The organism is Acinetobacter sp. EKM10A (assembly GCF_011075215.1).
Taxonomy (GTDB): Bacteria; Pseudomonadota; Gammaproteobacteria; order Pseudomonadales; family Moraxellaceae; genus Acinetobacter; species Acinetobacter baumannii.
In genome coordinates this window covers 32,528-57,652 of sequence record NZ_JAALLK010000007.1, presented here as the reverse complement: position 1 = coordinate 57,652, position 25,125 = coordinate 32,528, and the positions used below count along the sequence as shown (strand labels likewise).

The 25,125-nt window shown below is 38.6% G+C and carries 29 protein-coding genes, 2 tRNA genes and 1 riboswitch; of the genes, 16 read left to right on the top strand and 15 right to left on the bottom strand.

Annotated features, from left to right (window positions below; all coding sequences use genetic code 11):
• Window positions 1-177 precede the first annotated feature (177 nt).
• Complete coding sequence (gene ftn / locus G9371_RS10910; protein ID WP_001214863.1) at window positions 178-642, top strand: heteropolymeric bacterioferritin subunit Ftn; 465 nt, start codon at window positions 178-180, stop codon at window positions 640-642.
• A 294-nt stretch (window positions 643-936) separates the two neighbouring features.
• Window positions 937-2,130: an MFS transporter gene (locus G9371_RS10905; RefSeq protein WP_001992131.1), complete on the top strand. Its 1,194-nt coding sequence runs from the start codon at window positions 937-939 to the stop codon at window positions 2,128-2,130.
• Window positions 2,131-2,197: 67 nt separating this feature from the next.
• Here the strand turns inward: G9371_RS10905 and G9371_RS10900 are convergent, their stop codons facing one another.
• Window positions 2,198-3,628 (bottom strand): alpha,alpha-trehalose-phosphate synthase (UDP-forming), encoded by a 1,431-nt coding sequence (locus tag G9371_RS10900; protein WP_000040106.1) that lies wholly within the window; start codon window positions 3,626-3,628, stop codon window positions 2,198-2,200.
• Entirely contained in the window at window positions 3,616-4,467 is an 852-nt protein-coding gene (gene otsB, locus G9371_RS10895; RefSeq protein WP_029423885.1) for a trehalose-phosphatase, read from the bottom strand. The genes G9371_RS10900 and otsB overlap by 13 nt, the downstream gene beginning before the upstream one ends.
• A 354-nt stretch (window positions 4,468-4,821) precedes the next feature.
• On the opposite strand from otsB, the gene G9371_RS10890 reads away from it, so the two are divergent.
• From G9371_RS10890 to bioD, 5 genes are all read left to right on the top strand, one after another.
• Window positions 4,822-5,556, top strand: a complete 735-nt coding sequence (locus tag G9371_RS10890; RefSeq protein WP_000776139.1) for a hypothetical protein — start codon at window positions 4,822-4,824, stop codon at window positions 5,554-5,556.
• Window positions 5,557-5,646: 90 nt separating this feature from the next.
• On the top strand, window positions 5,647-6,927 hold the full coding sequence (bioA, locus tag G9371_RS10885; protein WP_029423884.1) for an adenosylmethionine--8-amino-7-oxononanoate transaminase: 1,281 nt from the start codon (window positions 5,647-5,649) through the stop codon (window positions 6,925-6,927).
• A 1-nt stretch (window position 6,928) separates the two neighbouring features.
• Window positions 6,929-8,086, top strand: coding sequence for an 8-amino-7-oxononanoate synthase (locus G9371_RS10880; protein ID WP_000054324.1), 1,158 nt, complete (start codon window positions 6,929-6,931; stop codon window positions 8,084-8,086).
• On the top strand, window positions 8,083-8,832 hold the full coding sequence (gene bioC, locus G9371_RS10875) for a malonyl-ACP O-methyltransferase BioC (protein WP_000055871.1): 750 nt from the start codon (window positions 8,083-8,085) through the stop codon (window positions 8,830-8,832). Before G9371_RS10880 ends, bioC begins: the two co-directional genes overlap by 4 nt.
• The gene (bioD, locus tag G9371_RS10870; RefSeq protein ID WP_029423883.1) at window positions 8,833-9,489 is read left to right on the top strand and encodes a dethiobiotin synthase; all 657 of its coding nucleotides are present in this window, start codon (window positions 8,833-8,835) and stop codon (window positions 9,487-9,489) included. It begins immediately after the preceding gene.
• 51 nt (window positions 9,490-9,540) lie between these two features.
• Here the strand turns inward: bioD and rluB are convergent, their stop codons facing one another.
• The 5 genes from rluB to G9371_RS10845 all read right to left on the bottom strand — a co-directional run bounded on the left by rluB (window position 9,541) and on the right by G9371_RS10845 (window position 13,488).
• The gene (rluB, locus tag G9371_RS10865) at window positions 9,541-10,464 is read right to left on the bottom strand and encodes a 23S rRNA pseudouridine(2605) synthase RluB (RefSeq protein ID WP_001291249.1); all 924 of its coding nucleotides are present in this window, start codon (window positions 10,462-10,464) and stop codon (window positions 9,541-9,543) included.
• A 41-nt stretch (window positions 10,465-10,505) separates the two neighbouring features.
• Window positions 10,506-11,102, bottom strand: coding sequence for an SMC-Scp complex subunit ScpB (scpB, locus tag G9371_RS10860; protein ID WP_000093856.1), 597 nt, complete (start codon window positions 11,100-11,102; stop codon window positions 10,506-10,508).
• Window positions 11,099-11,890, bottom strand: a complete 792-nt coding sequence (locus G9371_RS10855; RefSeq protein ID WP_001076479.1) for a segregation and condensation protein A — start codon at window positions 11,888-11,890, stop codon at window positions 11,099-11,101. Before G9371_RS10855 ends, scpB begins: the two co-directional genes overlap by 4 nt.
• A gap of 228 nt (window positions 11,891-12,118) precedes the next feature.
• Window positions 12,119-12,736, bottom strand: a complete 618-nt coding sequence (locus G9371_RS10850; protein ID WP_000902820.1) for an L-threonylcarbamoyladenylate synthase — start codon at window positions 12,734-12,736, stop codon at window positions 12,119-12,121.
• 89 nt (window positions 12,737-12,825) lie between these two features.
• Window positions 12,826-13,488 (bottom strand): elongation factor P hydroxylase, encoded by a 663-nt coding sequence (locus tag G9371_RS10845; protein WP_029423882.1) that lies wholly within the window; start codon window positions 13,486-13,488, stop codon window positions 12,826-12,828.
• A gap of 96 nt (window positions 13,489-13,584) precedes the next feature.
• Between G9371_RS10845 and G9371_RS10840 the strand changes: the two genes are divergently transcribed.
• The 6 genes from G9371_RS10840 (at window position 13,585) to lysM (ending at window position 17,259) form a co-directional block, all read left to right on the top strand.
• A complete protein-coding gene (locus G9371_RS10840; RefSeq protein WP_001275712.1) occupies window positions 13,585-14,145 on the top strand; it encodes a YceD family protein in 561 nt (186 codons plus the stop codon).
• A 74-nt stretch (window positions 14,146-14,219) separates the two neighbouring features.
• Window positions 14,220-14,405, top strand: a complete 186-nt coding sequence (gene rpmF / locus G9371_RS10835; protein WP_000290730.1) for a 50S ribosomal protein L32 — start codon at window positions 14,220-14,222, stop codon at window positions 14,403-14,405.
• Between the two features lie 152 nt (window positions 14,406-14,557).
• Window positions 14,558-15,544, top strand: a complete 987-nt coding sequence (fabD, locus tag G9371_RS10830) for an ACP S-malonyltransferase (protein WP_001274817.1) — start codon at window positions 14,558-14,560, stop codon at window positions 15,542-15,544.
• The gene (fabG, locus tag G9371_RS10825) at window positions 15,541-16,275 is read left to right on the top strand and encodes a 3-oxoacyl-ACP reductase FabG (protein ID WP_000191300.1); all 735 of its coding nucleotides are present in this window, start codon (window positions 15,541-15,543) and stop codon (window positions 16,273-16,275) included. The genes fabD and fabG overlap by 4 nt, the downstream gene beginning before the upstream one ends.
• An 84-nt stretch (window positions 16,276-16,359) precedes the next feature.
• The gene (gene acpP, locus G9371_RS10820) at window positions 16,360-16,596 is read left to right on the top strand and encodes an acyl carrier protein (RefSeq protein WP_001279871.1); all 237 of its coding nucleotides are present in this window, start codon (window positions 16,360-16,362) and stop codon (window positions 16,594-16,596) included.
• Between the two features lie 189 nt (window positions 16,597-16,785).
• Complete coding sequence (gene lysM / locus G9371_RS10815; protein WP_029423881.1) at window positions 16,786-17,259, top strand: peptidoglycan-binding protein LysM; 474 nt, start codon at window positions 16,786-16,788, stop codon at window positions 17,257-17,259.
• A gap of 46 nt (window positions 17,260-17,305) precedes the next feature.
• Here lysM and G9371_RS10810 read toward each other — a convergent pair whose 3' ends face one another.
• The gene (locus G9371_RS10810; RefSeq protein ID WP_001247940.1) at window positions 17,306-18,073 is read right to left on the bottom strand and encodes a hydroxymethylpyrimidine/phosphomethylpyrimidine kinase; all 768 of its coding nucleotides are present in this window, start codon (window positions 18,071-18,073) and stop codon (window positions 17,306-17,308) included.
• A 97-nt stretch (window positions 18,074-18,170) separates the two neighbouring features.
• Here G9371_RS10810 and G9371_RS10805 point away from each other — a divergent pair, with 97 nt between their 5' ends.
• Window positions 18,171-18,845 carry an HAD-IA family hydrolase gene (locus G9371_RS10805; protein WP_000985172.1) on the top strand — a complete coding sequence of 225 codons (675 nt, stop codon included), beginning with the start codon at window positions 18,171-18,173 and terminating at the stop codon, window positions 18,843-18,845.
• Window positions 18,846-18,910: 65 nt separating this feature from the next.
• Here the strand turns inward: G9371_RS10805 and ribB are convergent, their stop codons facing one another.
• Complete coding sequence (ribB, locus tag G9371_RS10800; protein ID WP_000096537.1) at window positions 18,911-19,570, bottom strand: 3,4-dihydroxy-2-butanone-4-phosphate synthase; 660 nt, start codon at window positions 19,568-19,570, stop codon at window positions 18,911-18,913.
• A 90-nt stretch (window positions 19,571-19,660) separates the two neighbouring features.
• Window positions 19,661-19,811: riboswitch (FMN riboswitch) on the bottom strand.
• Between the two features lie 176 nt (window positions 19,812-19,987).
• On the opposite strand from ribB, the gene G9371_RS10795 reads away from it, so the two are divergent.
• Together G9371_RS10795 and G9371_RS10790 are read left to right on the top strand one after the other, a co-directional pair.
• Complete coding sequence (locus tag G9371_RS10795; RefSeq protein ID WP_005111928.1) at window positions 19,988-21,769, top strand: DUF2157 domain-containing protein; 1,782 nt, start codon at window positions 19,988-19,990, stop codon at window positions 21,767-21,769.
• On the top strand, window positions 21,769-22,329 hold the full coding sequence (locus G9371_RS10790; protein WP_029423880.1) for a GDYXXLXY domain-containing protein: 561 nt from the start codon (window positions 21,769-21,771) through the stop codon (window positions 22,327-22,329). Before G9371_RS10795 ends, G9371_RS10790 begins: the two co-directional genes overlap by 1 nt.
• 54 nt (window positions 22,330-22,383) lie before the next feature.
• On the opposite strand, the gene panD is transcribed toward G9371_RS10790, so the two are convergent.
• From panD to G9371_RS10760, 6 genes are all read right to left on the bottom strand, one after another.
• The gene (gene panD / locus G9371_RS10785) at window positions 22,384-22,764 is read right to left on the bottom strand and encodes an aspartate 1-decarboxylase (RefSeq protein WP_000952664.1); all 381 of its coding nucleotides are present in this window, start codon (window positions 22,762-22,764) and stop codon (window positions 22,384-22,386) included.
• 131 nt (window positions 22,765-22,895) lie between these two features.
• Window positions 22,896-23,477, bottom strand: coding sequence for an aminoacyl-tRNA hydrolase (gene pth / locus G9371_RS10780; RefSeq protein WP_000065594.1), 582 nt, complete (start codon window positions 23,475-23,477; stop codon window positions 22,896-22,898).
• Between the two features lie 20 nt (window positions 23,478-23,497).
• Window positions 23,498-23,794: a 50S ribosomal protein L25 gene (rplY, locus tag G9371_RS10775; protein ID WP_001273421.1), complete on the bottom strand. Its 297-nt coding sequence runs from the start codon at window positions 23,792-23,794 to the stop codon at window positions 23,498-23,500.
• 99 nt (window positions 23,795-23,893) lie between these two features.
• Window positions 23,894-24,844: a ribose-phosphate pyrophosphokinase gene (locus tag G9371_RS10770; RefSeq protein WP_001133287.1), complete on the bottom strand. Its 951-nt coding sequence runs from the start codon at window positions 24,842-24,844 to the stop codon at window positions 23,894-23,896.
• 36 nt (window positions 24,845-24,880) lie between these two features.
• Window positions 24,881-24,955, bottom strand: a tRNA-Gln gene (locus G9371_RS10765).
• A 91-nt stretch (window positions 24,956-25,046) separates the two neighbouring features.
• Window positions 25,047-25,121: transfer RNA gene (locus G9371_RS10760), tRNA-Gln, on the bottom strand.
• Window positions 25,122-25,125 lie beyond the last annotated feature (4 nt).

Below are 25,125 nucleotides of genomic sequence, written 5' to 3'. Positions count from 1 at the left end.
GTCTGAGCTTATAAATCGGACAAGCGTTTCTTTTTGCAAAGGAAATTTAAATAACTTAAACTGCAAATGCGTATGTTTCTCATTTTAATTTGATAAAAATCATAAACTTAACTATTTTTTGTTTTGCAATCATTTTTAAGTTTGCCCATAATAGACTCATACGATAGGAGATTTATTATGCGTGGCAATCCAGAAGTCATAGACTATTTAAATATGCTCATTGGCGGAGAGTTGGCTGCCCGTGATCAATATTTAATCCATTCTCGTATGTATGAAGATTGGGGCTTAAACAAGATTTATGAACGTATTGACCATGAGATGCAAGAAGAAGCGTCTCACGCCGATGCGATTATTCGTCGTGTATTATTTTTAGGTGCCAAACCAAACATGCATCGTGAAGATATCAATGTTGGTACAGACGTTGTATCTTGCTTAAAAGCCGATTTAGCACTTGAATATCATGTGCGTGAAAAATTAGCGACAGGTATTAAACTTTGTGAAGAAAAAGGCGACTACATCAGTCGTGACATGTTACGTCAACAATTATCAGATACTGAAGAAGACCATACTTATTGGCTTGAAAAACAGTTGCGTTTAATTGAACTGATTGGCCTACAAAATTATATCCAGTCTCAAATTTAATGACTTGAAAAACCCAGCTTAGGCTGGGTTTTTTATTGGCTCATTTTAATAAAATGAAGTCACCGTTTAAATGTTAATTCTGCCAAATTGAATATATTCAAAGCCTTACTACATAAGGCTTTGGCAGTTACAAAAAAGTCAGAAAATTTGTATCAGACCCCATGTTTTTTTTGTGGAATTGGATATAATTTCGCCAACAAAAACCCTTGCCTAGAAATTTAATGAGGCAAGGGTTTTTCTATGGGGAATCGGTTGGTATGGATCGCCAATGGTTTTATGGTGAGCTTCGCGTATATGTTATTTTCCAAACCTGCTGTTTTAGATACAGCTACTCTCTTAAGTACACAACGATTAGCAACTCGTCTTAGCTTTTTTAGCTTGGGCTTTGCGATATCTGCATGGGCACCACTTATTCCGTATGCTCAGCAACGTTTAAACCTAAATCATGCAAATTTTGGTTTATTGCTGCTTTGTATGGGAATCGGCTCAATGATTGCTATGCCTGCGACTGGGGCATTAGTTAAGCGTTGGGGATGTCGTCCATTAATTGCTGTGGCGACCATACTCTTGATGGTATTACTACCAAGTTTAACGATCTGGCATAGTCTTGTATCTATGGCTGTAGCGTTATTCATTTTTGGTACGGCAGCAGGTAGTCTTGGCGTTGCTATTAATTTACAAGCAGTTGTGGTGGAAAAGCACAGCTTACGTGCGCTCATGTCTAGTTTTCATGGTATGTGTAGCCTTGGCGGTTTAATCGGTGCCATGCTTGTCACTGCACTATTAGCAATTGGCCTTTCACCACTCATGAGTACATTGTCTGTAGTCATGGTTTTATTGGTGGTGAGCTTTGTTGCCATTCCATCTGCCTTAACAACATTTGAGCAAGATGAACAAGGTGCAGCGGAAATAACTGACGCGCCTAAAAAATCTTCACGTCCGAATGGTACGATCCTTTTGATTGGGATGATGTGTTTTATTGCCTTTTTGTCAGAAGGTGCGGCAATGGACTGGGGTGGTATTTATTTAACTAGTAAATACCAGCTTAATCCTGCCTTTGCTGGGCTGGCTTATACTTTCTTCGCGCTTAGTATGACAAGTGGTCGTTTTGCAGGGCATATCTTGTTAAAACAGTGGGGTGAGAAAACTATTGTGACTTATAGTGCAATTGTCGCTGCTCTTGCTATGGTCACTATTGTGATGGCACCTGTTTGGCAAGTTGTCGTATTGGGTTATGCACTTTTAGGTTTAGGCTGTTCTAATATTGTACCAGTCATGTTCTCTCGTGTTGGACGCCAAAATGATATGCCTAAAGCAGCGGCACTGTCTTTAGTGTCAACGATTGCTTATACAGGTTCATTAAGTGGCCCAGCCTTAATTGGTTTGATTGGCCAGTGGACTAGCCTAACCACCGTCTTATCAGGAGTGGCGGTTTTATTAACCATGATTGCTATACTCAATCGCTTTACTCTTGTGAAGGCAAAGTAATCTAAGCTTGCTTACCAACCGCGGAACATCGAGTAAAACATCCTCGATGTTCCATAAGCTTAAATTATTATAAGACATGGTAAGTGGGTTGATACTTTTCTTGTAAGGACAACTTAGACTTTGTGAATGTCGGAGAATTTTCTAAATCCTTCAAGAAATTATTTCGCCAATCGCTCAGGTCAGTAGCTGCTAAACCTTCTATTAACTGTTCATAACGATTAATACGTTCAGCTTTGGACATCTCTAGAGCGGTTTTTAAAGAATCCATCATGGCTGCTCTATCTAATGGATCAACAATCAATGCTTGAGTCATTTGTTCAGCAGCACCAGCATATTTAGATAAAATCAGCACACCTGGGTTCTCTGGATCTTGAGCTGCAATATATTCTTTTGCGACCAAATTCATACCATCACGTAATGAGCTAATCCAGCAAATGTCAGAACGACGATAAATATGCATCAAACTGTCATGTTGAACTGTGTCGAAGCAACAATCGATAGGTCGCCAATCTTCATGAGCAAACTCTTCATTAATCAGTTCTAATTTGGCCTTAAAGCGTTGGTATAAGCGTTGATAGGCTGGAATATCTGTACGTGAAGGCGTTGCAACTTGAAGGTGACGTACCAATCCATGATATTCAGGATTAGTTTCAAGGAAAGTTGCAAATGCATTGAAACGTTCAAGTAAACCTTTTGAATAATCAATCCGGTCAACCCCAATAATTGTTTTTTGACGTGGTATATCTTCAAAGTTAAATACGTATGGGGTATGAAAGGCCTGTTGTGCTTGGCGCTGAATAAGTTCTGGTTGAACCCCAATAGGATAGGACTTAATCAAGATTTGACGTTTTTTATAACTGATTCTATCGCTTAGTATTTTTTGAGCTTCAAGTAAGCCCATACAAGTTTGCATACAGGTGTTCTGATCGGTTTGAGTTTGTAAACCAATCACATCATATTGGCAAAGATCTTGGACTAACTGTAGGGCAACTGGGATCTTGCGCCAGATATTTAAGCTTGCGAAAGGAATATGCAAAAAGAAACCGATTTTATTTTGCATACCTAATTCACGGCAATGACGAGCTACGCTGAAAAAGTGATAGTCATGCACCCAAATAAGATCATCGGGCTGAGCAATCTGCTGTAATTTTTCAGCAAATAAACGATTGACCTTTTGGTAGGTATTATATTCTTCTGCATTATATTCGATCAGGTCATCCCGATCATGCATGGCAGGCCATAGTACTTTATTAGCAAAACCACAGTAGTACTGTGCATATTGCTGATGTGTAAGAGGGCAGGTAATGTAGTCGATCCCATGAGAATATGCCTGATCGAATTCAGGCGCTTCAGTATCGGTAATTTGCTGACCATTCCAGCCTAACCAAATGCCGTTACTATCATTTAATGCGTCTTGTACAGCTACTGCAAGGCCGCCTGCTGAAGCCTTACCCGATGGCATACTGATTCGATTCGATAACACGATTAATTTAGACATATTTGTTCTCCATTCTGATCTTGACTATTTTTGACGTATAACTTTTTTATTTTTTCTAGGAAGAAAAAAAGAAAATTAGAAACACTATTAATATCTTTTAATCTATATTGAGCTTCTGTTTCACCAGAACCTACTTTAATTGAAGTGCCAAACTGTTGATTAATAAAAGTGAAACCTGTTTCATCCGTTAAATCATCTCCTATAAATATGGGATGAATTAACGGTAAATTAAGATGATTTAATACTGTTTGTATTGCTTTGCCTTTATCTGCCTGCTTAGGTAATAATTCAACGACAAATTTTCCTCTATTTAATTTTAATTGAGGATAAAAATATTTAATCTGTTGCATAATATAAATTGCATTATCTTCTAATTCCGGGTTTTTTCGATAATGTAAAGCAATAGAATGTCCTTTATCCTCAATTAATAAATCGGGATATTTTTCACAAGAATTTATAATATCTTCTTTTAATTTTCGAAAATTAATATCGCTTAAATCCGGGCGAATATAAGTATCAGAATCAAAATAAATATCTAAACCATGTAAGCCCGCTATAGGTAATTCAATAGACTGAAGTAGCTTACTCGCTGTTTCAACATCACGTCCTGTTACAGCAATCACAGGTATATTTAATTCAATAATTTTTTTAATAACTTCTAAGGTAGTATTTGGAATAAAACTATGCTCAGGATGAATTTTAAATGGAGCTAATGTTCCATCAATATCCAAAAATAAACAATAATTTTTATCTGTAGGTAAGTTATTTATAATATCATTGGGTGTAACAAAATATGTATATTTTTCTCTCCCATCAGATATTATACTTTGATTGTTCATATTTGCCTGCCCATATTTTTGATCAATATTTAATCTTCTAACATTAAAATGAATTGATGAGTCATTTTTTTTAATAAAAAAACATAAGTATTAACATTAATTACATTGCATGATGGATTTATGGGTGAAGTGTGGATTATGTTGTTTTTTGATTTGCTTCAATGTTTAGATAATTAAATTTTTGTATATTTCATATAAATATTTTAGGCCTTATTTATCAATATATTTCAGAATATTTAACAGCCCTAAATAGTTGATTTTAATTTTTTGAATTCAATTTTTATATTGATTTTAAAAGATATTTTAAATTGATATTAATATATAATTTCCATAAATTTGTCTTTGAGCGTGCATATGAAGTTACAAAATAAAATTTTATTGATTACAGGTTGGGGAGTAGGAATAGAACCTTTGCAATCGTTAAAATTAGGTTTAACGAAAGCTGGGTATGACACGCAACTTATTAATATTTTTAATGTTATAGATAGTGACTTTCACGAGCAGCTTGATTTTTTAACTGATATTGATGTGGTTGTAGGTTGGTCTTTAGGTGGACAGTTAGCAACATACCTGGTTGACTTTTTTTATAAACAAACGGGCCAAACTAAAACGTTAATTACGCTTGCCTCTAATCCTTGTTTTGTGGCTAATATCTCGTGGCATACTGCTATGCCTGCTGATGTATTTAGTCAATTTAAAGCGTCCTTTTTACAAAATCCCCAAGCTACTTTAAAACGTTTTTATTATTTAATTACACTTGGCTCATCTCAGGCAAAACAAGATTGGTTTAGTGTACAAAACATAGCAAATCCGCCCTCAAATAAACTGTTGTTAGAAGGTTTGCAAATGCTTGAGCAGCTAAATTTGGTAGATAACTTGAAAACCTATTCAGGTCGACAGCTTCACTTGTTTGCTGAACAGGATAATGTCATTCCTTGCAAGATTGTTGAAAATTTTAAAGATATAGCGACAGAAAACATGAGTTATAAGCTAATAAAAGATGCTACACATGCTTTTCCTTACTTACAGGTAGAAAGAACAATTGAAGAAATCTGCCAATTTTTAACAATTCATCAGCAAAGTTCATAAGCTTTGATTGATCTCGCAATTTTCTTTCATTCTTAACAGGTTTAACATGTGCTAAATGAAAGATTTGATTGCTGTAAAAGGGTATAGAGGATGACCGATAATTTTGATTTGGAACATATTTGGCATCCATATACTTCAATGACCCAACCTTTACCCACATTTAAAGTGAAGCGTGCCTATGGGGCAACGATTGAACTTGATGATGGTAGAACTTTAATTGATGGCATGTCATCTTGGTGGTGTGCAATTCATGGCTATAACCACCCTGAACTTAATCAGGCAGTGACCGACCAACTACAAAATATGTCTCATATCATGTTTGGCGGTTTAACTCATGATCCTGCTATTGAACTTGGCAAAATTCTTTTAAAAATTACACCACCGAGTCTCGATAAAATTTTTTATGCAGATTCAGGTTCGGTTGCTGTTGAAGTTGCTTTGAAAATGGCTGTGCAATTCTGGACAGCACAAGGTGAACCACAAAAAACAAATTTTATTACTACACGTTCTGGTTATCACGGTGATACATGGAATGCGATGTCTGTTTGTGATCCAGTGACAGGCATGCATCAGATTTTTGGTACAAGTTTACCGAACCGTCTTTTTGTAGCAGCTCCGCAAACCAAATTTCATGAGGAGTGGAACCAAGAAGATATTGCCGAGTTAGAGCAAGCTATTCAGCAAAATCATGAAAACCTTGCTGCACTGATTATTGAGCCGATTGTCCAAGGTGCAGGGGGCATGCGCTTTTATCATCCTGAATATTTGCGTCAGGCTAAAGCGCTTTGTGAAAAATATCATCTGTTATTAATTTTTGATGAAATTGCCACTGGTTTTGGTCGTACCGGTAAGCTTTTCGCTTGGGAACATGCACAAGTTGAGCCAGATATTATGTGCCTAGGTAAAGGGTTAACAGGCGGTTATATGACTTTGTCTGCGACCTTAACGACAAAGTATGTAGCAGAAACCATTAGTCGCGGTGAGGCTGGGGTATTTATGCACGGCCCAACTTTTATGGCCAATCCACTCTCTTGTGCCGTTGCTTTAAAAAGTACGCAATTATTAATTGAGCAAGATTGGCAGGCCAATATTAAGCGAATTGAGCAACAGCTTAGCCAATATTTAATGCCTTTAAGCCAGCTTGATTATGTTGCCGATGTAAGAGTGCTCGGGGCGATTGGTGTAGTAGAACTCACCTTTAATGTCGATATGAAAACTTTACAGCAACAATTTGTAGAGCGTGGAATCTGGATTCGTCCTTTTGGAAAATTAGTTTATGTCATGCCGCCTTATGTCATCACTCAACAAGAGTTAAGTGGCTTGCTCGAACAATTGGTTGAAGTAGTTAAAACGATGCAGGGGGCACATTAAGATGTCATTGCTCGATCATTTTGCTACAGAGTTAGATGAGTTAAAACGACAAGGTAATTTCAGACAATTTACCCAAAATGTGCAGCATGGCCGTTTTATTACGATTCAAAATAAAACGATGCTCAACTTAGCTTCAAATGACTATCTTGGGTTGGCAGCTGATATTGATCTTCGCCAAGAATTTTTAGATTGCTATCCATTAGAACGCAGCTATTTTAGTTCTTCATCTTCACGTTTATTAACGGGCAATTTTGATGAATATGAACAGTTGGAAAATAGCCTAAGCCAAGCATTTGGTGGTCGGGCGGCTCTATTATTTAATAGTGGCTACCATATGAATATTGGTATTTTGCCCGCTGTTGCTGATAGTAAAACTTTAATTCTGGCAGATAAGTTAGTTCATGCCAGTATGATTGATGGGATCCGTTTGTCTGGTGCCCAGTATGTGAGGTATCGACATAATGATTTACAGCATTTAGAGCAACTTCTACAAAAGTATCATGATGATGACCAGATTGAACGAATTATTGTGGTCACGGAAAGTATTTTTAGTATGGATGGCGATGAAACAGATTTAACCGCTTTAGTCCAGCTTAAAAAACGCTTTGCTAAAACCATGTTATATGTCGATGAAGCTCATTCAATTGGCGTACGTGGACAGCAAGGTTTAGGATGTGCCGAACAATATAATGTAATTCAGGAAATTGATTTTCTAGTTGGTACCTTGGGTAAAGCGCTAGCAGCAGTCGGTGGTTATATTATTTGCCATCCAATTATTAAAGATTATCTCATTAATAAAATGCGTCCGCTTATTTTTAGTACCGCTCAACCTCCGATTGTTATGGCATGGGCAAATTTTATTTTTAAAAAAGTATTAATGGCTCAATCTCAACGTGAACATTTAAAAAATATTAGCCAATATCTTCAACAAGCAGTGGTGCAAAAGGGGTATGTGAGTCCATCGACCAGCCATATTATTCCAGTGATTGTGGGAGAAAGTCAGGCTGCTATCGATAAGGCGAAACAGGTTCAGGAAAGCGGTTTTTATGCCATGCCTGTACGTCCACCAACAGTACCTAAAAATAGTTCGCGTTTGCGCATTTCCTTAACATCAATGGTTGAGCAACATGAACTTGAAGCATTGGTGAGTTTCCTGTGAGTTTGAATAAAAATTTGGTTGCCCAACGTTTTGCTAAAGCAGGGCAAAGCTATTCAAAGCATGCAATTGTCCAAAAACAAATTTGCCAAAACTTAACGAACTTACTAAAGCAATTTTGTCCAAGCGCAATGTCACGTGTCTTTGAAATTGGTTGTGGTTCTGGCAATTTAACTCGTCTGCTTGTTGAATCTTTTCAAATTGAAAATTTAGTTTTAAATGATTTATATGCAGAGGTGCAACAGCACTTTAATCATGAAGAACATGTGAAATGGTTAATTGGAGACGTTGAAACCTTAGAATTCCCTCAGCAGCTTGATATGATTGTTTCCGGTTCAGCTTTGCAATGGATGCAAGATTTACCACGGCTACTTCAACATTGCTATGCTGCTTTAAATGAGCAAGGCTGGCTATGCTTTTCAACATTTGGTCCTAAAAACCTCATTGAAATTAAAGAGCTAACCGGACAAGGTTTAAATTATTGGAATCTTGAAAATTGGAATAGTGCCTTAACTCAGGCTGGTTTTGAGATTTTGCATTTGGCACAGTCAGAAACTCAGCTTTATTTCGATTCGCCTAAAGCCGTGTTGCAGCATTTAAAAGCAACAGGTGTAACGGCAACTGCTCAGCATCGTTGGACTAAGCAATCTTTACAGCAGTTTTATCAAGATTATGACCGGTTTAAGCACGCCGAGGGGTACTCCCTAACATATCACCCGATTTATTGTATTGCCCGGAGAATGAAGTAAATGAGTGGCCAGATCTATTTTGTGAGTGGGATTGATACCGAAATTGGTAAAACCTACGCGACAGGTTTCTTAGCAAAATTATGGACTGAGCAGGGTAAAAAAGTAATTACCCAAAAACTTATTCAAACAGGTAATGCTGATATCTCAGAGGATATCCAGAAGCATCGTGAAATTATGGGGCAAGGTTGGTTTCAGGAAGATCATGACAAGCTGACTATGCCGGAAATCTTTAGTTATCCTGCTTCACCTCATTTAGCAACGCGTCTTGATAACCGAGAGATCGATTTTCAAAAAATTGAAAATGCGACTAAAACATTGGCTGAGCGTTTTGAAATTGTATTGTTAGAAGGTGCAGGTGGCTTAATGGTACCTTTAACCACCAGTTTACTTACTATTGATTACGTTGCTCAGCATCAGTTTCCTGTTATTTTGGTGACGTCTGGTCGTTTGGGGAGTATTAACCATACATTGCTTAGTCTCGAGGCACTTAAGTCACGTGGTCTGAAATTAAAAGCTTTGGTTTACAACCTAAAAGATGAATCAAAAGATCCATTAATCTCTCAAGATACTTCAAATTATTTGAAAGACCATTTAGCCATTCATTTCCCTGAAGCTGAGTGGATTGAACTAGCAAAAATGAATGAATTAAAAAAGTAGGCCATAAAAAACCGCTCTAAATTGAGCGGTTTTTTGATTTAAAAGCTTTACTTAGAACTTTTTAAATCCACGATTAAAACCAGTCGATTTGCGCTGATTACCTGTGTTAGCTGGCGCTTCTTTTTCATCATCACGACGTTGCTGACGTAAGTAACCACCACGGCGTGCTGCCATTGGCTTTTCTGTCATACGTTCGGTGCGACGTTTTGCCATGCCAAATAAGCCTGTACCTTGACGTGGTTTTAACTCAACAGATTTTGCCAAGTTATCGATGTCAGTTTTGTCGAGTTCCATCCAGCGACCAGTACGTAATTCGCGTGGTAAAATGACAGTACCGTAGCGAGTACGCAATAAGCGGCTTACTTTAAGGCCTTGTGATTCAAAAATACGGCGTACTTCACGGTTACGGCCTTCTTTCACTACAACTTGATACCAGCGGTTAATACCTTCACCACCAATTTCAGAGAAAGATTCGAATTTGGCAGGTCCATCTTCAAGCTCTACACCATTGACCATGTTTTGACGTAATTGTGGTGTTACTTCACCCATTACACGTACAGCGTATTCACGTTCAATTTCATTAGATGGGTGCATTAAGCGGTTAGCAAGCTCGCCATCGTTTGTAAAAAGTAATAAACCTGTACTGTTAATATCTAGACGGCCTACCATTACCCAACGGTCATTTGCAATTTGTGGCAAATGATCAAATACGGTTGGACGCTTTTCAGGGTCATTACGTGAACAGATTTCACCCTCTGGTTTATAATAAATCAGTACACGACGACGAATTTCATCTTCGATCTGGAACTGAACTTTACGGCCATCAATGCGTAATTCATCGCCTGGTTCAATGCGCTCGCCAACTTGGGCAACGCGGCCGTTCACACTCACGCGTCCTGCGGCAATAACCTCTTCCATATATCGGCGAGAACCTAATCCGATTCGCGCTAATACTTTTTGCAATTTTTCACTCATGACAGCACAACCTTAGACATAATGATCAACAGTCCACCTATTTATGACTTCGGTGCATTTGCATCGAGAGCCATAAATGCTTCCTTGGCGTTCTGCAGGGGAGGCAATTGGCCTAGAGAGGCTAGACCAAAAGCATTCAGAAATTGAGGCGTTGTAATTAGCAACGCAGGTCTTCCGGGTAAATCTCTAAAACCGGCTTCTTTAATCCAGTTCCAGTCAAATAGCGTTCTGAGAATCTGACTATTATTAGATACACCACGAATTTGTTCAATATCAGCACGTGTGACCGGTTGATGATACGCAATGACAGCCAACGTTTCTAGTAATGATGGCGACAGTTTTGTTGGTCGCTCTGGCCAAATCTGCGCAATGATATTGCGATATTTGGATCTTACCTGAAAACGAAAGCCCTGCGCAGTTTCAATCAACTCAATGGAACGGCCATGTTGTAAAAGGGCAAGCTGTTGTAAAAGCTGACGAAGCTGTTGTTTGTTATATTGATTATTAAATGCTTCTTTTAAACGGGCAATTGAGACAGGCGCTTCACTCGCAAAAATAATGGCTTCAAGCTGTAATAAAACTTCATGATGAATATCAGCTAATGACAAATCATTATTATTTTGTTCAAAACTGCTCATATTGAAGACCCTTGAATAGCTAGTGGAGCTTCAACTCCTGTAGCAATAATCTTAATCTTTTGTTGTCGGGTCAATTCTAAAACAGCCATAAAAGTTACAACCATTCCCATACGGCCTTGTTGGGGATTAAGTAATTCTTTAAAACTTAACACGTCGCCTGACTCTAATTTCTCTTCAATATAAGCAATACGTTCTTCTAACAGTACAGGCTCTTGCGCAATTGTGTGTGTTACAGGTTCCGGACGGTTAAATACACAGAACAAAGCATCGTGTAATGCTGAAACATCATAACCTTCATAAACAGGTGCAATATGACCTAAGCTTACATTGGCACTGAATGTATCACGGTCAAGAACTGGCATTTGGCCTAAACGTTCAGCGGCTTGTTTAATGCGTAAATAAGTTTCGAGTCGATCAATAAGATCCTGTTTAGGATCTTTTTCGATGCTTACTACAGTAGGCTTAGGTAAAAGTAAGCGAGATTTCAAATCAGCCAATAAAGCAGCCATGACCATATAGTCGGCAGTCAGCTCAATGTTTAAGGATTTCATACTATCCATATAAGCCAAATATTGAGTTGCAATAGGAGCAATATCAAGCTGGATGAGATCAAAACCGTTTTTTTGAATCAGATAAATTAAAAAGTCGAGTGGTCCTTCAAACTGTTCGAGCAAAATCTCAAAGGCAGCTGGAGGAATATAAAGATCCTCAGGAATCGTATCGTGCCACTCATCTAAAACACGGATGTGTGGAACGTCTTCCATGGATTGATGAAGTGATTGGTTCATTACGATTATAAGCCACGCGAATTTTCAAAAGCATGAGACTTGTTTTTCAAGTCAATAAGAGCTGTAGCAGAAGAACAGCAGATAGTGAGAAGCATTCTAAAGGAATTGTGACTTTTAATAAATTGCTTAACGACTAAAGTGTAAAAAAAATCCAAACTAAATAAAGAGTATTTTTTTTCTTGATAATGCTTTTTTTTAAACTATTGGTAAAAAATGAAAAGTAAGTGCTTATTCAAAAGCACTTACATCACCGACACCACGACGAATAATTTCAGGATGCTCACCTGATAAATCGACAATACTCGTGGTTGTTAAAGTACCAAAACCGCCATCAATAAAGACATCAATACGCTTAGCTAATTGATTTTCAATATCGTAAGGATCATCTAGTGGATCTTCTTGCCCCGGTAAAATTAATGTACTGGTGAGTAAAGGTTCACCCAGCTCTTTTAATAAAGCCTGACAAATTGGATTGCTTGGAATACGTAGACCAATCGTTTTCTTTTTAGGGTGCATTAACCTACGTGGAACTTCACTAGTTGCCGGTAAAATGAAAGTAGTGATGGCTGGTGTATTTGCCTTTAATAAACGGTACGTCGCATTATCAACTTTGGCATAAGTCGCGATATCTGATAAATCGCAACACATAATTGCATATTGATGCTTAGGACCTAAACCACGAATCTGGGCAATCCGTTCCATCGCATTTTTATTACCAATCTGGCATCCGATTGCATAGGCAGCATCGGTCGGGTAGACCACAACGTCTCCAGCACGAATACGCTCAACCGCTTGCTCAATGAGGCGTTGCTGTGGATTTTCAGGATGTACATGTAAATGCAGCATATTTTAGAGACTCCATCACGCCATTATTAAAAATAGTATTAGACCTTTCAAACTTGTGAAGCAAGTAACTTACGTAGTTTTTTTGTCATTTAATCAAGAAGTTCACGTTTAAATTCATTTAATTGTAATGCTGCACCTGCTCGCGTACATTGGCAAATACATTCAATGAATCTTGCTGCATCGGCAGGCAGCTTTGCTTCACCAGAAAAGTAACGTTGAACTTGGGCATAAACATTATCTTTAAACTTTCTGCCATCTCCACCTTCGCCCGTAAGGTTATCTAGCGAGACTCTGAATTTTCTGCCAAAAGACTGTGCAAATAACCATTCAATGGCTTGAGGTTTGATTTCTACTTGTTCAAATAAATCTTGCTGTTCTTTAGTTCTGCCATCTGGCGCATACCAATAACCTAAATCGGGTAATAGACGACGTTTTGCACCTGCAATCGTCCAATGGCTAATTTCGTGAAGAGCACTATTGAAAAAACCATGAGCAAATTGAATTTTCGCTGGCTCATGCTCATTCGCTGGGAAATATTCTGGTTCAAATTCTCCACGAACTAATGTCACATTATGGTGGGAAAACCAGTGATTAAAGTGTAAAATAAGCCAATCAACTTGCTCAGACTCTAATTTTGAGCTTGGCCATGGTGAGAGTTGCACCACGTCAGGTAAAAGAGGGTTCTGGTGGGTTGAATGGGTGCAAACGAGTAATGAAGTGTTAACTTCAGGTTGCGGCTGCAACAGGTGCATTGCTTAATTTACCCCGAGTTCTGTCTAAAGAAGTACAAAATTGTATCTTAATCTTTGACAGAGTACCGATGAATTTGTAGAATTGCCGCCTTAATTATGTCAGCAAATACCTTTCCGGCACAGATTGAGCCGTTTAAATGGGCTGAACAAGGCTTTACATGGTCAGGTCAACTGCCATTGTCTCGCTTTGCTCGTATTGCTCGTGAAGCTGTTGGGTCAATTGATAACCAATTGATCAACATAGACTGTAAGCTATCAATGGATGCCTATCATCGCATTGTGTGGTTAGATGGTCACATGGAAACGAAAGTTCCAATGGAGTGCCAACGTTGTTTGGAACCTGTTGAAATGCCAATTGTTTCTGACTTTCATATTGCACTTGTAGATGATGAGTCACTGATAGAGCGCTTGGATGAGGATGCTGATTTCATCGTTTTAGGTGAAAGTGAGTCTTCGACAAAAGGTGATTTTGATACACCTGCCTCGATCAACTTACTCGCATTACTAGAAGATGAACTGTTATTGTTGATGCCTTTATCTCCCAAGCATGATGCTTGTGAACATAAACATCAACCTACCATTCAGAACGTTGTCGAAGAGAAACGGGATAATCCGTTTGATGTTTTGGCAGGTTTGAAGGGTAAACTTAACTCATAATTTGTGTTATGATTATGGGATAAGACAACTGAATTTGTTCTGATCCATTTTTTCGATCTTTGTAAGGAGCCATCATGGCCGTTCAGCAAAACCGTAAAAGTCGCTCTCGCCGTGACATGCGCCGTTCACATGACGCTTTAACCGAGAATGCATTAACAGTAGACCAAGCAACTGGTGAAACTCATCGTCGTCACCACGTGACTAAAGACGGTTTCTACCGTGGTCGCCAATTATTCGCTAAAGCAGCTGATGCTGAATAATTGCATGATATGCATTAAGCGTGATGCTTAAGTATAGAAAAAATGGGAGCGAAAGCTCCCTTTTTTTGTTGTTTTTCGCAATTATAAATATACAAATTAAATGTTAAATTTCCGCTCCAGAGAAATGAGTGAAAACCCAAAAAGGATTTCTTATGTCTGCTAAACGTCTTGAACAAGTAGCTTTAGCCACAAAAACTGCATTTGTGTTTCCAGGTCAAGGTTCACAAAAAGTTGGTATGCTCGCTGAACTCGCAGAACAGTTTAGTGGAGTTGGGCAAACTTTTGCCGAAGCTTCAGACGCGCTAGGATTTGATCTTTGGCACATTGCACAAAGTGGTGAAGGTTTAGACCAAACAGAAAATACCCAGCCTGTATTATTAACTGCCAGTATTGCTTTATGGCGTTTATGGTTAGATTTAGGTGGTTTAGCCCCTAAATACCTTGCAGGTCACTCTTTAGGTGAATACAGCGCTTTAGTTGCAGCAGGTTCAATGAGTTTGGCGGATGCAGTTAAGTTAGTTAATTTGCGTGGAAAACTCATGCAAAATGCTGTTCCTCAAGGGGAAGGCGCTATGGCTGCTATTCTTGGTTTAGCTGATGATAAAGTAGTTGAATTGTGCCAGAGTGTGTCTGCATCAGGCCAAGGTTCAGTTGAAGCAGCAAACTATAATTCACAAGGTCAAGTTGTGATTGCTGGTAGTACTGCATCTGTACAGCAAGTTATGGCATTGGCAAAAGAACAATCTGCTAAAGCAATTGCTTTACCGGTTTCTGTTCCATCACATTGTTCATTGATGAAGCCGGCAGCAGAAAAATTTGCAGAAGCTTTGGAACAAACTGCCATTGAGCTACCTACCATTCCTGTAATACAAAATGTCAACGCGGAAATTGCTACCGATGTTGCTCAATTACGTCAGGCTTTAACAGCACAATTGTACCAGTCTGTACAATGGACACGTACCATGCAGTCTCTACAAGACCAAGGTATTCAGTACATTGTTGAGTGTGGTCCAGGTACAGTATTGAGTAATCTCGCAAAGCGTTTACCAAATATTGAAAAAGCTTTTTCTATTGATAGTAAGAGCAAAATGGAAGATGCCCTAAATGCTGTTTTAGTGGCAGAAGGAAAAATTGCATGACACAAGAACGCAAAGTTGCATTAGTAACGGGCGCGAGTCGGGGCATTGGCGCTGCAATTGCCCAGCAACTTATTCAAGACGGTTATTTTGTCGTAGGTACTGCGACTTCTGAATCTGGTGCACAAAAGCTAACTGATAGCTTTGGTGAACAAGGTGCAGGTTTGGCTCTCGATGTGCGTAATCTCGATGAGATTGAAGCAGTCGTGTCTCATATTGAACAGAACTATGGTCCTGTACTTGTTCTCGTTAACAATGCAGGTATTACGAAAGACAATTTGTTGCTTCGTATGTCGGAAGATGATTGGGATGACATCCTCAATATCCACCTTAAAGCCGTTTATCGTTTATCTAAACGTGTACTTAAGGGTATGACGAAAGCACGTTTTGGTCGCATTATTAATATCAGTTCTGTTGTAGCTCACTTTGCAAACCCAGGCCAAGCGAACTATTCTGCTGCTAAAGCAGGTATTGAAGCATTTAGCCGTAGTCTTGCAAAAGAGATGGGTAGCCGCCAAATCACTGTAAATAGTGTGGCACCAGGTTTTATTGCAACAGAAATGACAGATGCACTTAGTGAAGACATTCGCAAAAAAATGAGTGATCAAGTGGCTTTAAATCGCTTAGGCGAGCCACAAGATATCGCAAATGCGGTGAGTTTCCTTGCAAGTGATAAAGCAGGTTACATTACCGGTACGGTATTACATGTAAATGGTGGTTTATACATGGCCTAACGCCGATGTATAAACTTTTAAAAATTTTTATATTCAATTAAACTAGTGGCAAATCAAACGCCACAAGCAATGAGGAGAATTCCTGTGAGCGATATCGAACAACGCGTTAAACAAGCGGTTGCAGAACAACTTGGTCTTAAAGCTGAAGAGATTAAAAACGAAGCATCTTTCATGGATGACTTGGGTGCTGACTCTTTAGATTTAGTTGAACTTGTTATGTCTTTCGAAAATGACTTCGACATCACTATCCCTGATGAAGATTCAAACGAAATCACTACAGTTCAATCTGCAATTGACTATGTAACTAAAAAACTTGGTTAATTCGCATATTGCTGATTAAAAAAGAAGGCCACCGTAAGGTGGCTTTTTTTATACGAGTAAGATAATTGATGAGATACATATTTTTACAAGATCAACCTCAATTGATAGCAGAGGTGTCTCTTTTTTCAAGTATAACAATAAGGGTCAGTTTAATGACTTTACTATAAACAATAATATGAGGACTAAATAATGGGTCTTTTTGATTTTGTAAAAGGTATTGGTAAGAAAAATACCGCACCAGCAGAACCACAAGCAGCTCCAGCAGCACCAGCAGAACCTTCTGCACAAGAAATTGCGAATAAATTATTGGGATTGATTAAAAGCTTAGGCCTTGGGGTGGAAGGCTTATCTGTAACATATAATGGCTCAACTGACACTGCTATTATTAAAGGGCAAGTCCAAAGCCAAGCAGATAAAGAAAAAATCATTCTTATTGTGGGTAATGTAGATCATGTGGCACAAGTAGATGACCAGATGACTGTTGCAACTCCTGAGCCAGAAAGCAAATTTTATACAGTGAAATCTGGTGATAATCTTTCAAAAATTGCAAAAGAATTTTATGGTGATGCCAATCAATATCAAAAAATCTTTGAAGCGAATAAACCAATGCTGAAAGATCCAGATGAGATTTTTCCAGGACAAGTTTTACGTATTCCTCAATAATAGGAATATAAAAAAAGGCGCTTAAAGCGCCTTTTTTATTTATTGGTTAAAACCGTTTTGGAATCTTTTGTCCATTGGGTACAGGTGTTTCAGCATTTTTTAACACACCAAATAACCATGTTTCTGCATGTTGAACTGCAATTTTTAAAGAGTCACCTAAAGCTAAGCGACCTGCAATAAAACTCGCTAATGAACAACCTGAGCCATGATATTCACCTTCAAGGCGCGGACATGTACTACTTGCTGCAAGCTCACCATCAATATATAAACTATTTTTAATAAAGTCAGGTGTGTCTTCATGTCCACCTTTCACCAATACGGCCTTGGCACCCATTTCAAATAACTTTTGGGTTGCTTGATCTAAGTCGGTAACGCCTGTTAAAGCGCGTAATTCAACTGTATTTGGAGTAATAAGTGTCGCTAGGGGAATCAGTTCAACAAATGCTTTAACTAAAGTTGCTTGGTCTCCTAAAGAACCGCCACTGTTTGCAACTAAGACAGGATCAAGTACATATTGATAGTCAGGATGAGCACGTAAAAATTCGGCTAGAGCCGCAATATTATCGGTAGTGCCTAGCATGCCAGACTTAACACATTTAATGGGTAAATCGCCTACAACAGCATTTGCTTGGGCTAATAATAGTTCTTTTGAGGTTGCTTCAAAGCCAAATACTTGTTGAGAATTCTGAATGGTGAGGGCTGTACATGCAATTGCTGCATGTGCACCACTTTGTCCAATCGCTTCAATATCGGCTTGTAAACCTGCACCACCTGAAGGGTCTAAACCCGAGAAACAAAGTACGGTTGGACGCACGGTTATTTCCTTTTCAATTTAAATTTACGTTAGTATAAGAGAGTTTAATTAAACTCTCGACCAATTGAATTAAATACTTTACTGGGTTAGTGATTGAATGGCTATAAAACATATTTTGATTGATTTAGATGGAACCTTAACAGACCCTAAAGTTGGTATCCATACATCAATTCGTTATGCAATGGATAAGTTAGGTTATCCATTAGCTGCCGATTTAAATATTGATTGGACGATTGGCCCACCTTTAAAAGCGTCATTAGCAAAATTATTAGCTACTCAAGATGATGCACTAGCTGAGCAAGCTTTACTTGCTTACCGTGAGCGTTTCTCGGTGATTGGTTTATTTGAAAATGAAGTATATCCATCTGTTGCGGAAACACTTAAGGCCTTAAAAGCAGAAGGGTATCGTTTGTTCGTTGCTACTGCTAAACCAACGATTTATGCAAAACGAATTTTAGATCATTTTGATTTAAGCCAATATTTTGTACAAATTTATGGTAGTGAATTAACGGGTGAGCGGACCAATAAAGCTGAGCTTATCCATTATATTCTTGAACGTGAGCAATTAAACCCAGAAGAATGCTTGATGGTGGGTGATCGTCAATATGATGTTTTAGGTGCCCGTCATAATGGTATTGAAGCGGTAGCGGTGACTTATGGTTATGGGACACCAGAAGAACTTACTCAAGCACAACCTAAAGCAAAGATTACAAAATTTTCTGAACTTTTAGATTATGTTGAAGAACAGGCCGCACAAAAGAAAGTTTCTTAAATTTCAAGAATTATAATTTAGAGGTTTGACCTGCAAGTGAACAAGTCAAACCTTTTTATTTATTTTTAAATACCGTGTTGTTGACGATATTGTACAAGCTCTTCAATTGTAATCACGGTTAAATGATGAGTTTGAGCATATGCTAAAACTTGAATTCCTGATGCCATTGTCCCATCCGGATTGGTTAATTCACATAATACTCCAGCAGGTTTTAAACCAGCTAATCTTGCTAGATCAATAGTCCCCTCCGTATGACCTCGACGGGTAAGCACGCCACCATTACGTGCGCGTAATGGGAAAACATGGCCTGGACGGTTAAGATCACTTGCAACAGCACCATCTTTAATAGCAGTTTTAATCGTTGTTACACGGTCTTTAGCAGAAACGCCAGTGGTAACGCCTTGAGCAGCTTCAATAGTCACTGTAAATGCAGTATGAAACTGACTTGAGTTTTGAGAAACCATTGGTGGAAGTTCAAGATGATCAGCTAACTCTTCAGTAAGGCATAAACATACAATACCTGAGCCATCACGAATCATACGTGCCATGGTCTCAACAGTTAGGGTTTCCGCTGCAACAATTAAATCTGCTTCATTTTCACGGTCGAAGTCATCCATCACCAAGACAGGTTTGCCTTGACGGATATCTTCTAATGCTTGTTGGATGCGTTGCTCAGCAGGAGAGAGGGCTGAGAAAAAAAGTTCTGGTTGAATTAAACTAGACATAATGAAACGCTCTCGTAAGAATACGGTTGAACATTTCAGGACTGATGCAAAAACAGGCTGGTACTGAAATAAAACGGATTTATTCCAGTTCGTCGTCTTCTTTCATCCGGACTATACCGTCGGCTTTGGAGTTTCACCAAATCTGCTCAAATTACATAATTTAAGCTCGTGGGCTTGTTAATCTAACAATAAAAATTAACTTTACCACCGGTGGGGAATTACACCCCGCCCTGAAGCGATGGGTTTTATTATAGCGCGCTTGGCAAAATTGGCTAGATGCTTTTGTAGAATGCTAAGTCTCTTTATGAATAAGTATTTTCATAAATTGAAATAGGCTTTTTAACAAGAGCTTACTTGTTGAGCTTAAAAGTGAATGTTATGTTTTTTCTAGAAAATTATAAATAAAACAGGTGTTTCATGCAGATAAGAGATTATTATCCTTTTAGGAATACTTTATTTATTCAGCATCTCCATATTTTCAGTTATGTATTTATGGCGCTCAGTATTCTGTACTTAATTGCTGCTAATTGGTTGATGCTTCCAGATAGCATTCAACTCATTATTCCACCTGTTATATTACTTATGACAGCTTGGGTGAGTATCAAAAAGACTTTAAGTGAGGGAGTAAGGCAAACTTTACATGGCATCTGCGGCTTAATGGTCGGTTTGAGTTTGGCTGTAATTGGGCAAGTTTATCAAACTGGTGCAGACAGTTATTTACTTTTCTTGATTTGGACTTTGCTTTTATTGCCGTGGCTATATCGACCAAATATTGGAATCTTTGCTTTAATTTGTATTACAAGCCAACTCACCCTATTTTTATTTTTTAAACAGACTTTCTGGGCAGAAAAATTTCCCTATCTTTATCTTTTTGCTCTAAATCTATTAAGTCTTGTGCAGTTTTGGATCTGTCAAAAGAAATATACGGCTTTACGTTTTATTTTTATTGCTTGGTTTGCTGTTATTTCAATAACAGGAATGATTCAATTCCTATCAAGTGAAAATTTACCTTATCTGATCTCGGCTTTTTTTCTAGGAATCATCGCTTTTTATTATTTTTTTAATAAAGATGATCAGTTGTGTGCCAGTTTAATGGCTGCTGTTCTTGGTGTGACGGCTACCATATGGCTTGTGGATGGTATTAATCAACTATTTAAAGATTCTAATGAGTTCATCTTTTTATTGATCGCGGGGATTATTTTTACTTGGTTTGCACTCATTAGTTATTTCTTAATCAAGATTTTCCGTCAAAGCCGTTTTTATATCATTCCTTTGGCAATTGGTGCTTGGCTTGCTGGTCTAGCGCTTGCAGCATTTACTTTGGTGTTTTGGGAGACTATTTCCTTAATTATTGGAATCATCTTTGTTGCTGTAGCTATAACTTTACTAACAAAATCGCAAAGTTATTTCATCCGGCAGTTTGCATATTGTTTATTTGTGAGTGGACAGACTGCTTTTTTATTCCATCTTGGTTCTGAAACAGATCAAGTTTTATGGGTATTGATTGCCCAGATCTTTATTTTATGTATTAGTTATTTTCTTAAGCCTCACTGGTTCTTTATTTTAATTCAAATGCTTGCAACTTATGGTATAGCAGTAATCTATCTACTACAAATGGATCATTCATTATGGTCCTTAAACTCTACTCAGACTTATTTAAATTTAGTCTTACTTAACTATTTGGTTTTTAGTTCGGTACTACTGATAGGAAGTAAAGCGGTCGTATCGTATAAGCGGAGTATCTTCTTATGTACGCTCGTTGTAATTTGGGTGAGTTCATTCTTTGATACCTTTATAGGATTAGCACTTGTTGATTCGGCTGATCAGTCACTATGGTTCCTTTATGCATTGCCGTGCGTATGGTTATTATGCTTTAGTTTTTTCTATCTCTATCGGCAACTTCACGGTATAACTTTTTTTGCCTTTTTAGTTTTTGGCATATTACTTATTGCACTCGGCTATTTTGAAGTATTCATCTTATTTGTTATTTTGACATGGGCTTTAAAAAATAAAGATCGCATTGTTTATGGTGTTACGCTCGTAGTATTTGCCTTTGTGCTTTGGCAACTTTATTACAGTTTACAATTAAGTTTTTTAGCTAAAAGTGCCTCAATCTTGGTGTCAGGCATTATATTGCTGGCTCTATATGGGCTACTTATGAAAGAAGCTAAAATTAATTTTATTGAGGGAGGAAAGTAATGAAAAAGCATTTCTCTCTTATGCTTGCAGTAGTCACTGTATTATTTTTTGCAGGTTTAGTCATGAAAAATGAATGGCACTTGCATCAAAGTAAAAGTATTTTTATTAAGCTGAAACCAGTTGATCCTCGTTCTATTTTACAAGGGGACTACATGGCGCTGGCTTATGAATTAAATTTACAATCTCTCAAAGCTCTGACAGGAAGTGAAAGTGAAGCTTTAGATCAGGTGATTTTTAATCATGCTTCTGTTCCAGCAAAAGTTATTTTAGATTCACGAAATCGAGTGATCCGTACTATTTTAGACCCTAACTCTTTATCTAATGAGCAGAATTTAATTTTAAAAAATCCGGAAAATCACTATCAATCTTTGTACCCAGCTTCTCGCAGTTTCTTATTTGCCGAAGGCTTAGCTTATTGCTATGAGAAAGCGAAATATGCTGAATTTAAGGTAAATACAAAAGGAGAGGCGATTTTATTGGATTTACGTGGAGAAGAGCTACAGCCTCTAAATTGTAAACAGCAACAGAGCTGGTGGAAGGGAACTGCCAGAAGTTTATAAAGTCTTATAAAAAAAGCCCGTATTACGGGCTTTTTATTCTTTTTAAATCTTTAATTAGGCAACTTGCACCGGAATACAGTTCGCTGTGTGATTGACTGTATTATCTGGGTTTGCATATACCAAGCGTGGTTTATGGGCATTTGCTTCAGCTTCTGTGAAATCACCAAAAGTAGCAATAATAACTAAATCGCCCACATCTGCTTGGTGAGCAGCGCCACCATTTACTGAAATAATGCCAGAGTTATCTTCACCACGAATTGCGTAAGTTGTGAAGCGCTTGCCATTAGTTACGTTCCAAACGTGGATTTCTTCGTATTCACGAATACCAGCTAAGTCCATCAATACGCCATCAATTGCACAAGAACCTTCATAGTGAAGTTCAGCATGGGTTACAACTGCACGGTGAATTTTGCATTTTAATAAACGAGATAGCATGGCTAGCGTCTCCTGAGTAGATCTAAGATGAAGATCTTATGGTGAAATCTTTCGCCTTTGCCGCCGGCTAGGTGGCTGATGCGCATTTTGCTCCTAAAAAAGCAAGATAGCAAGCTTGATTGTTCAACAATTTAAGCTGGTTTATACGCATTAATTTGATTCATGGCCTGTGGTACTTGCCCTTGAACAAGTAACTTTACTTTAGAGAGAGCATGATCAATTGCTCCATCCATCAGGCTTTGTTCACTACTTGGTGCTTTCCCGAGCACATGTCCAGAAACTCTTTCTTTTGAGCCAGGATGTCCAATACCAATACGTAAACGATGAAAATTTGGGCCAATATGCGGGACAATATCACGTAAACCGTTATGACCGCCGTGTCCACCGCCTGTTTTGAGGCGAATTACACCAGGGTTCATATCAAGTTCATCATGAGCAATCAGAATTGCTTCAGGAGCAATTTGATAGAACTTTGAGAAAGGAACAACACTTTGTCCGGAACGATTCATATAAGTCATAGGTAGAAGTAAGCGAACATCGTGCCCTTCTATATTACCACGACCACTGATTCCGTGAAATTTTGGATCATTTTTTAATGTAATGCCATATTTATCTGCAAGCTGTTCGACGAACCAGAAACCTGCATTATGGCGGGTTTGGGCATATTCTGAACCAGGATTGCCCAAACCAACAATTAGCGAAATATTTGACACTAATCTACGCCTTTAAACACTTATGCGCGTTTGAAGTCAGCGTGCATAGGAGTGTTTTTAGCTGGGTGACGTTGTAACGCTTGGATTTTAACGTTTTCAACTTTGTCACCTACTTTGATTTCAACAACTTCTTCAAAGAAAGCGTTGCTTTCTAAAGCTTTTACAAGCTCACGAAGTTCTAAAGTAACTGCTACAGGCTCAGCGTTACCACCGTAGATGATAGCTGGAACTAAAGATTCGCGACGAAGGCGGCGGCTCGCACCTTTCCCTTGTTTGTCTTCAGCACGCGCTTGAGCGTTTAATACGAAGTTTGCCATGAGATAAATCCTCATTAAAGATTAAATAAACTAAACTTGCGACCAGTTTAGTGATAGAAAACCCCAGCCAAAGCTAGGGTTAAGAAAAAAGCTGCAATATTATAAACTATCGAACATCGCGCTGATAGACTCTTCGTTATTAATACGACGAATCGTTTCAGCAACCATGCTAGCAACAGAAACTTGGCGAATTTTACCTAAGTTTAATGCTTCTTCAGAAAGAGGAATTGTGTCAGTTACAACTAACTCATCAATAACAGAGTTACGTAAGTTCTCAATTGCTTTACCTGAAAGTACAGGGTGAGTTGCGTAAGCAACAACACGACGTGCACCGAATTGTTTAAGCGCATCAGCTGCTTTACACAATGTACCAGCTGTATCAACCATGTCGTCTACGATAACGCAATCACGATCTTTTACGTCACCAATCAAGTGCATAACTTGCGACTCGTTGGCTTTTTGACGACGTTTGTCGATGATTGCTAAATCGATATCACCCATCTGTTTAGCAACGGCACGAGCACGTACAACACCGCCAACGTCAGGAGAAACCACCATAAGGTTGTCATGTTGTTGTTGACGTAAGTCAGCAAGCAAAGCAGGAGTACCGTAGATGTTGTCGACTGGAATATCGAAGAAGCCCTGGATTTGGTCAGCATGTAAGTCAATCATTACGACACGGTCAATACCAACAGTGGTAAGCATGTCTGCAACAACTTTCGCTGTGATCGGCACACGTGCAGAACGTGGACGACGGTCTTGGCGAGCATAACCAAAATAAGGGATAACAGCAGTAATACGACCAGCACTTGCACGACGCAAAGCATCTGCCATAACCAAGATTTCCATAAGGTTGTCATTGGTTGGAGCACAAGTAGGCTGAACGATAAATACGTCTTTACCACGAACATTTTCAGTAATTTCTACTGAAATTTCACCATCAGAGAACTGACCGACTGATGCAGCACCTAGAGGGATATGTAAGTGACTTACGACTTTTTGAGCGAACTGTGGATGAGCATTTCCACTAAAAACGACAAGATTGGGCATGAAGCACCCTTGGCGGTTGGTATGTAATGAAGTAGATGGCAGGGGCGGCTGGATTCGAACCAACGGATGGCGGGATCAAAACCCGCTGCCTTACCACTTGGCGACGCCCCTAATGCGGCAGAACTTTAATATTTTTGCAATGCAATGTCAAGGTTAATCAACAAAAAGCAAGGCAATTAAGTCTGTCTTTTAAATAAGAGAATGGCAGGGGCGGCTGGATTCGAACCAACGGATGGCGGGATCAAAACCCGCTGCCTTACCACTTGGCGACGCCCCTAATT

What these genes read in the sequence shown, in the direction of transcription:
- ftn (WP_001214863.1), top strand. Translation starts at nt 178, where the DNA reads ATGCGTGGCAATCCAGAAGTCATAGACTATTTAAATATGCTCATTGGC.
- G9371_RS10905 (WP_001992131.1), top strand. Translation starts at nt 937, where the DNA reads ATGTTATTTTCCAAACCTGCTGTTTTAGATACAGCTACTCTCTTAAGT.
- G9371_RS10900 (WP_000040106.1), bottom strand. Translation starts at nt 3,628, where the DNA reads ATGTCTAAATTAATCGTGTTATCGAATCGAATCAGTATGCCATCGGGT.
- otsB (WP_029423885.1), bottom strand. Translation starts at nt 4,467, where the DNA reads ATGAACAATCAAAGTATAATATCTGATGGGAGAGAAAAATATACATAT.
- G9371_RS10890 (WP_000776139.1), top strand. Translation starts at nt 4,822, where the DNA reads ATGAAGTTACAAAATAAAATTTTATTGATTACAGGTTGGGGAGTAGGA.
- bioA (WP_029423884.1), top strand. Translation starts at nt 5,647, where the DNA reads ATGACCGATAATTTTGATTTGGAACATATTTGGCATCCATATACTTCA.
- G9371_RS10880 (WP_000054324.1), top strand. Translation starts at nt 6,929, where the DNA reads ATGTCATTGCTCGATCATTTTGCTACAGAGTTAGATGAGTTAAAACGA.
- bioD (WP_029423883.1), top strand. Translation starts at nt 8,833, where the DNA reads ATGAGTGGCCAGATCTATTTTGTGAGTGGGATTGATACCGAAATTGGT.
- rluB (WP_001291249.1), bottom strand. Translation starts at nt 10,464, where the DNA reads ATGAGTGAAAAATTGCAAAAAGTATTAGCGCGAATCGGATTAGGTTCT.
- scpB (WP_000093856.1), bottom strand. Translation starts at nt 11,102, where the DNA reads ATGAGCAGTTTTGAACAAAATAATAATGATTTGTCATTAGCTGATATT.
- G9371_RS10855 (WP_001076479.1), bottom strand. Translation starts at nt 11,890, where the DNA reads ATGAACCAATCACTTCATCAATCCATGGAAGACGTTCCACACATCCGT.
- G9371_RS10850 (WP_000902820.1), bottom strand. Translation starts at nt 12,736, where the DNA reads ATGCTGCATTTACATGTACATCCTGAAAATCCACAGCAACGCCTCATT.
- G9371_RS10845 (WP_029423882.1), bottom strand. Translation starts at nt 13,488, where the DNA reads ATGCACCTGTTGCAGCCGCAACCTGAAGTTAACACTTCATTACTCGTT.
- G9371_RS10840 (WP_001275712.1), top strand. Translation starts at nt 13,585, where the DNA reads ATGTCAGCAAATACCTTTCCGGCACAGATTGAGCCGTTTAAATGGGCT.
- rpmF (WP_000290730.1), top strand. Translation starts at nt 14,220, where the DNA reads ATGGCCGTTCAGCAAAACCGTAAAAGTCGCTCTCGCCGTGACATGCGC.
- fabD (WP_001274817.1), top strand. Translation starts at nt 14,558, where the DNA reads ATGTCTGCTAAACGTCTTGAACAAGTAGCTTTAGCCACAAAAACTGCA.
- fabG (WP_000191300.1), top strand. Translation starts at nt 15,541, where the DNA reads ATGACACAAGAACGCAAAGTTGCATTAGTAACGGGCGCGAGTCGGGGC.
- lysM (WP_029423881.1), top strand. Translation starts at nt 16,786, where the DNA reads ATGGGTCTTTTTGATTTTGTAAAAGGTATTGGTAAGAAAAATACCGCA.
- G9371_RS10805 (WP_000985172.1), top strand. Translation starts at nt 18,171, where the DNA reads ATGGCTATAAAACATATTTTGATTGATTTAGATGGAACCTTAACAGAC.
- ribB (WP_000096537.1), bottom strand. Translation starts at nt 19,570, where the DNA reads ATGTCTAGTTTAATTCAACCAGAACTTTTTTTCTCAGCCCTCTCTCCT.
- G9371_RS10795 (WP_005111928.1), top strand. Translation starts at nt 19,988, where the DNA reads ATGCAGATAAGAGATTATTATCCTTTTAGGAATACTTTATTTATTCAG.
- G9371_RS10790 (WP_029423880.1), top strand. Translation starts at nt 21,769, where the DNA reads ATGAAAAAGCATTTCTCTCTTATGCTTGCAGTAGTCACTGTATTATTT.
- panD (WP_000952664.1), bottom strand. Translation starts at nt 22,764, where the DNA reads ATGCTATCTCGTTTATTAAAATGCAAAATTCACCGTGCAGTTGTAACC.
- rplY (WP_001273421.1), bottom strand. Translation starts at nt 23,794, where the DNA reads ATGGCAAACTTCGTATTAAACGCTCAAGCGCGTGCTGAAGACAAACAA.
- G9371_RS10770 (WP_001133287.1), bottom strand. Translation starts at nt 24,844, where the DNA reads ATGCCCAATCTTGTCGTTTTTAGTGGAAATGCTCATCCACAGTTCGCT.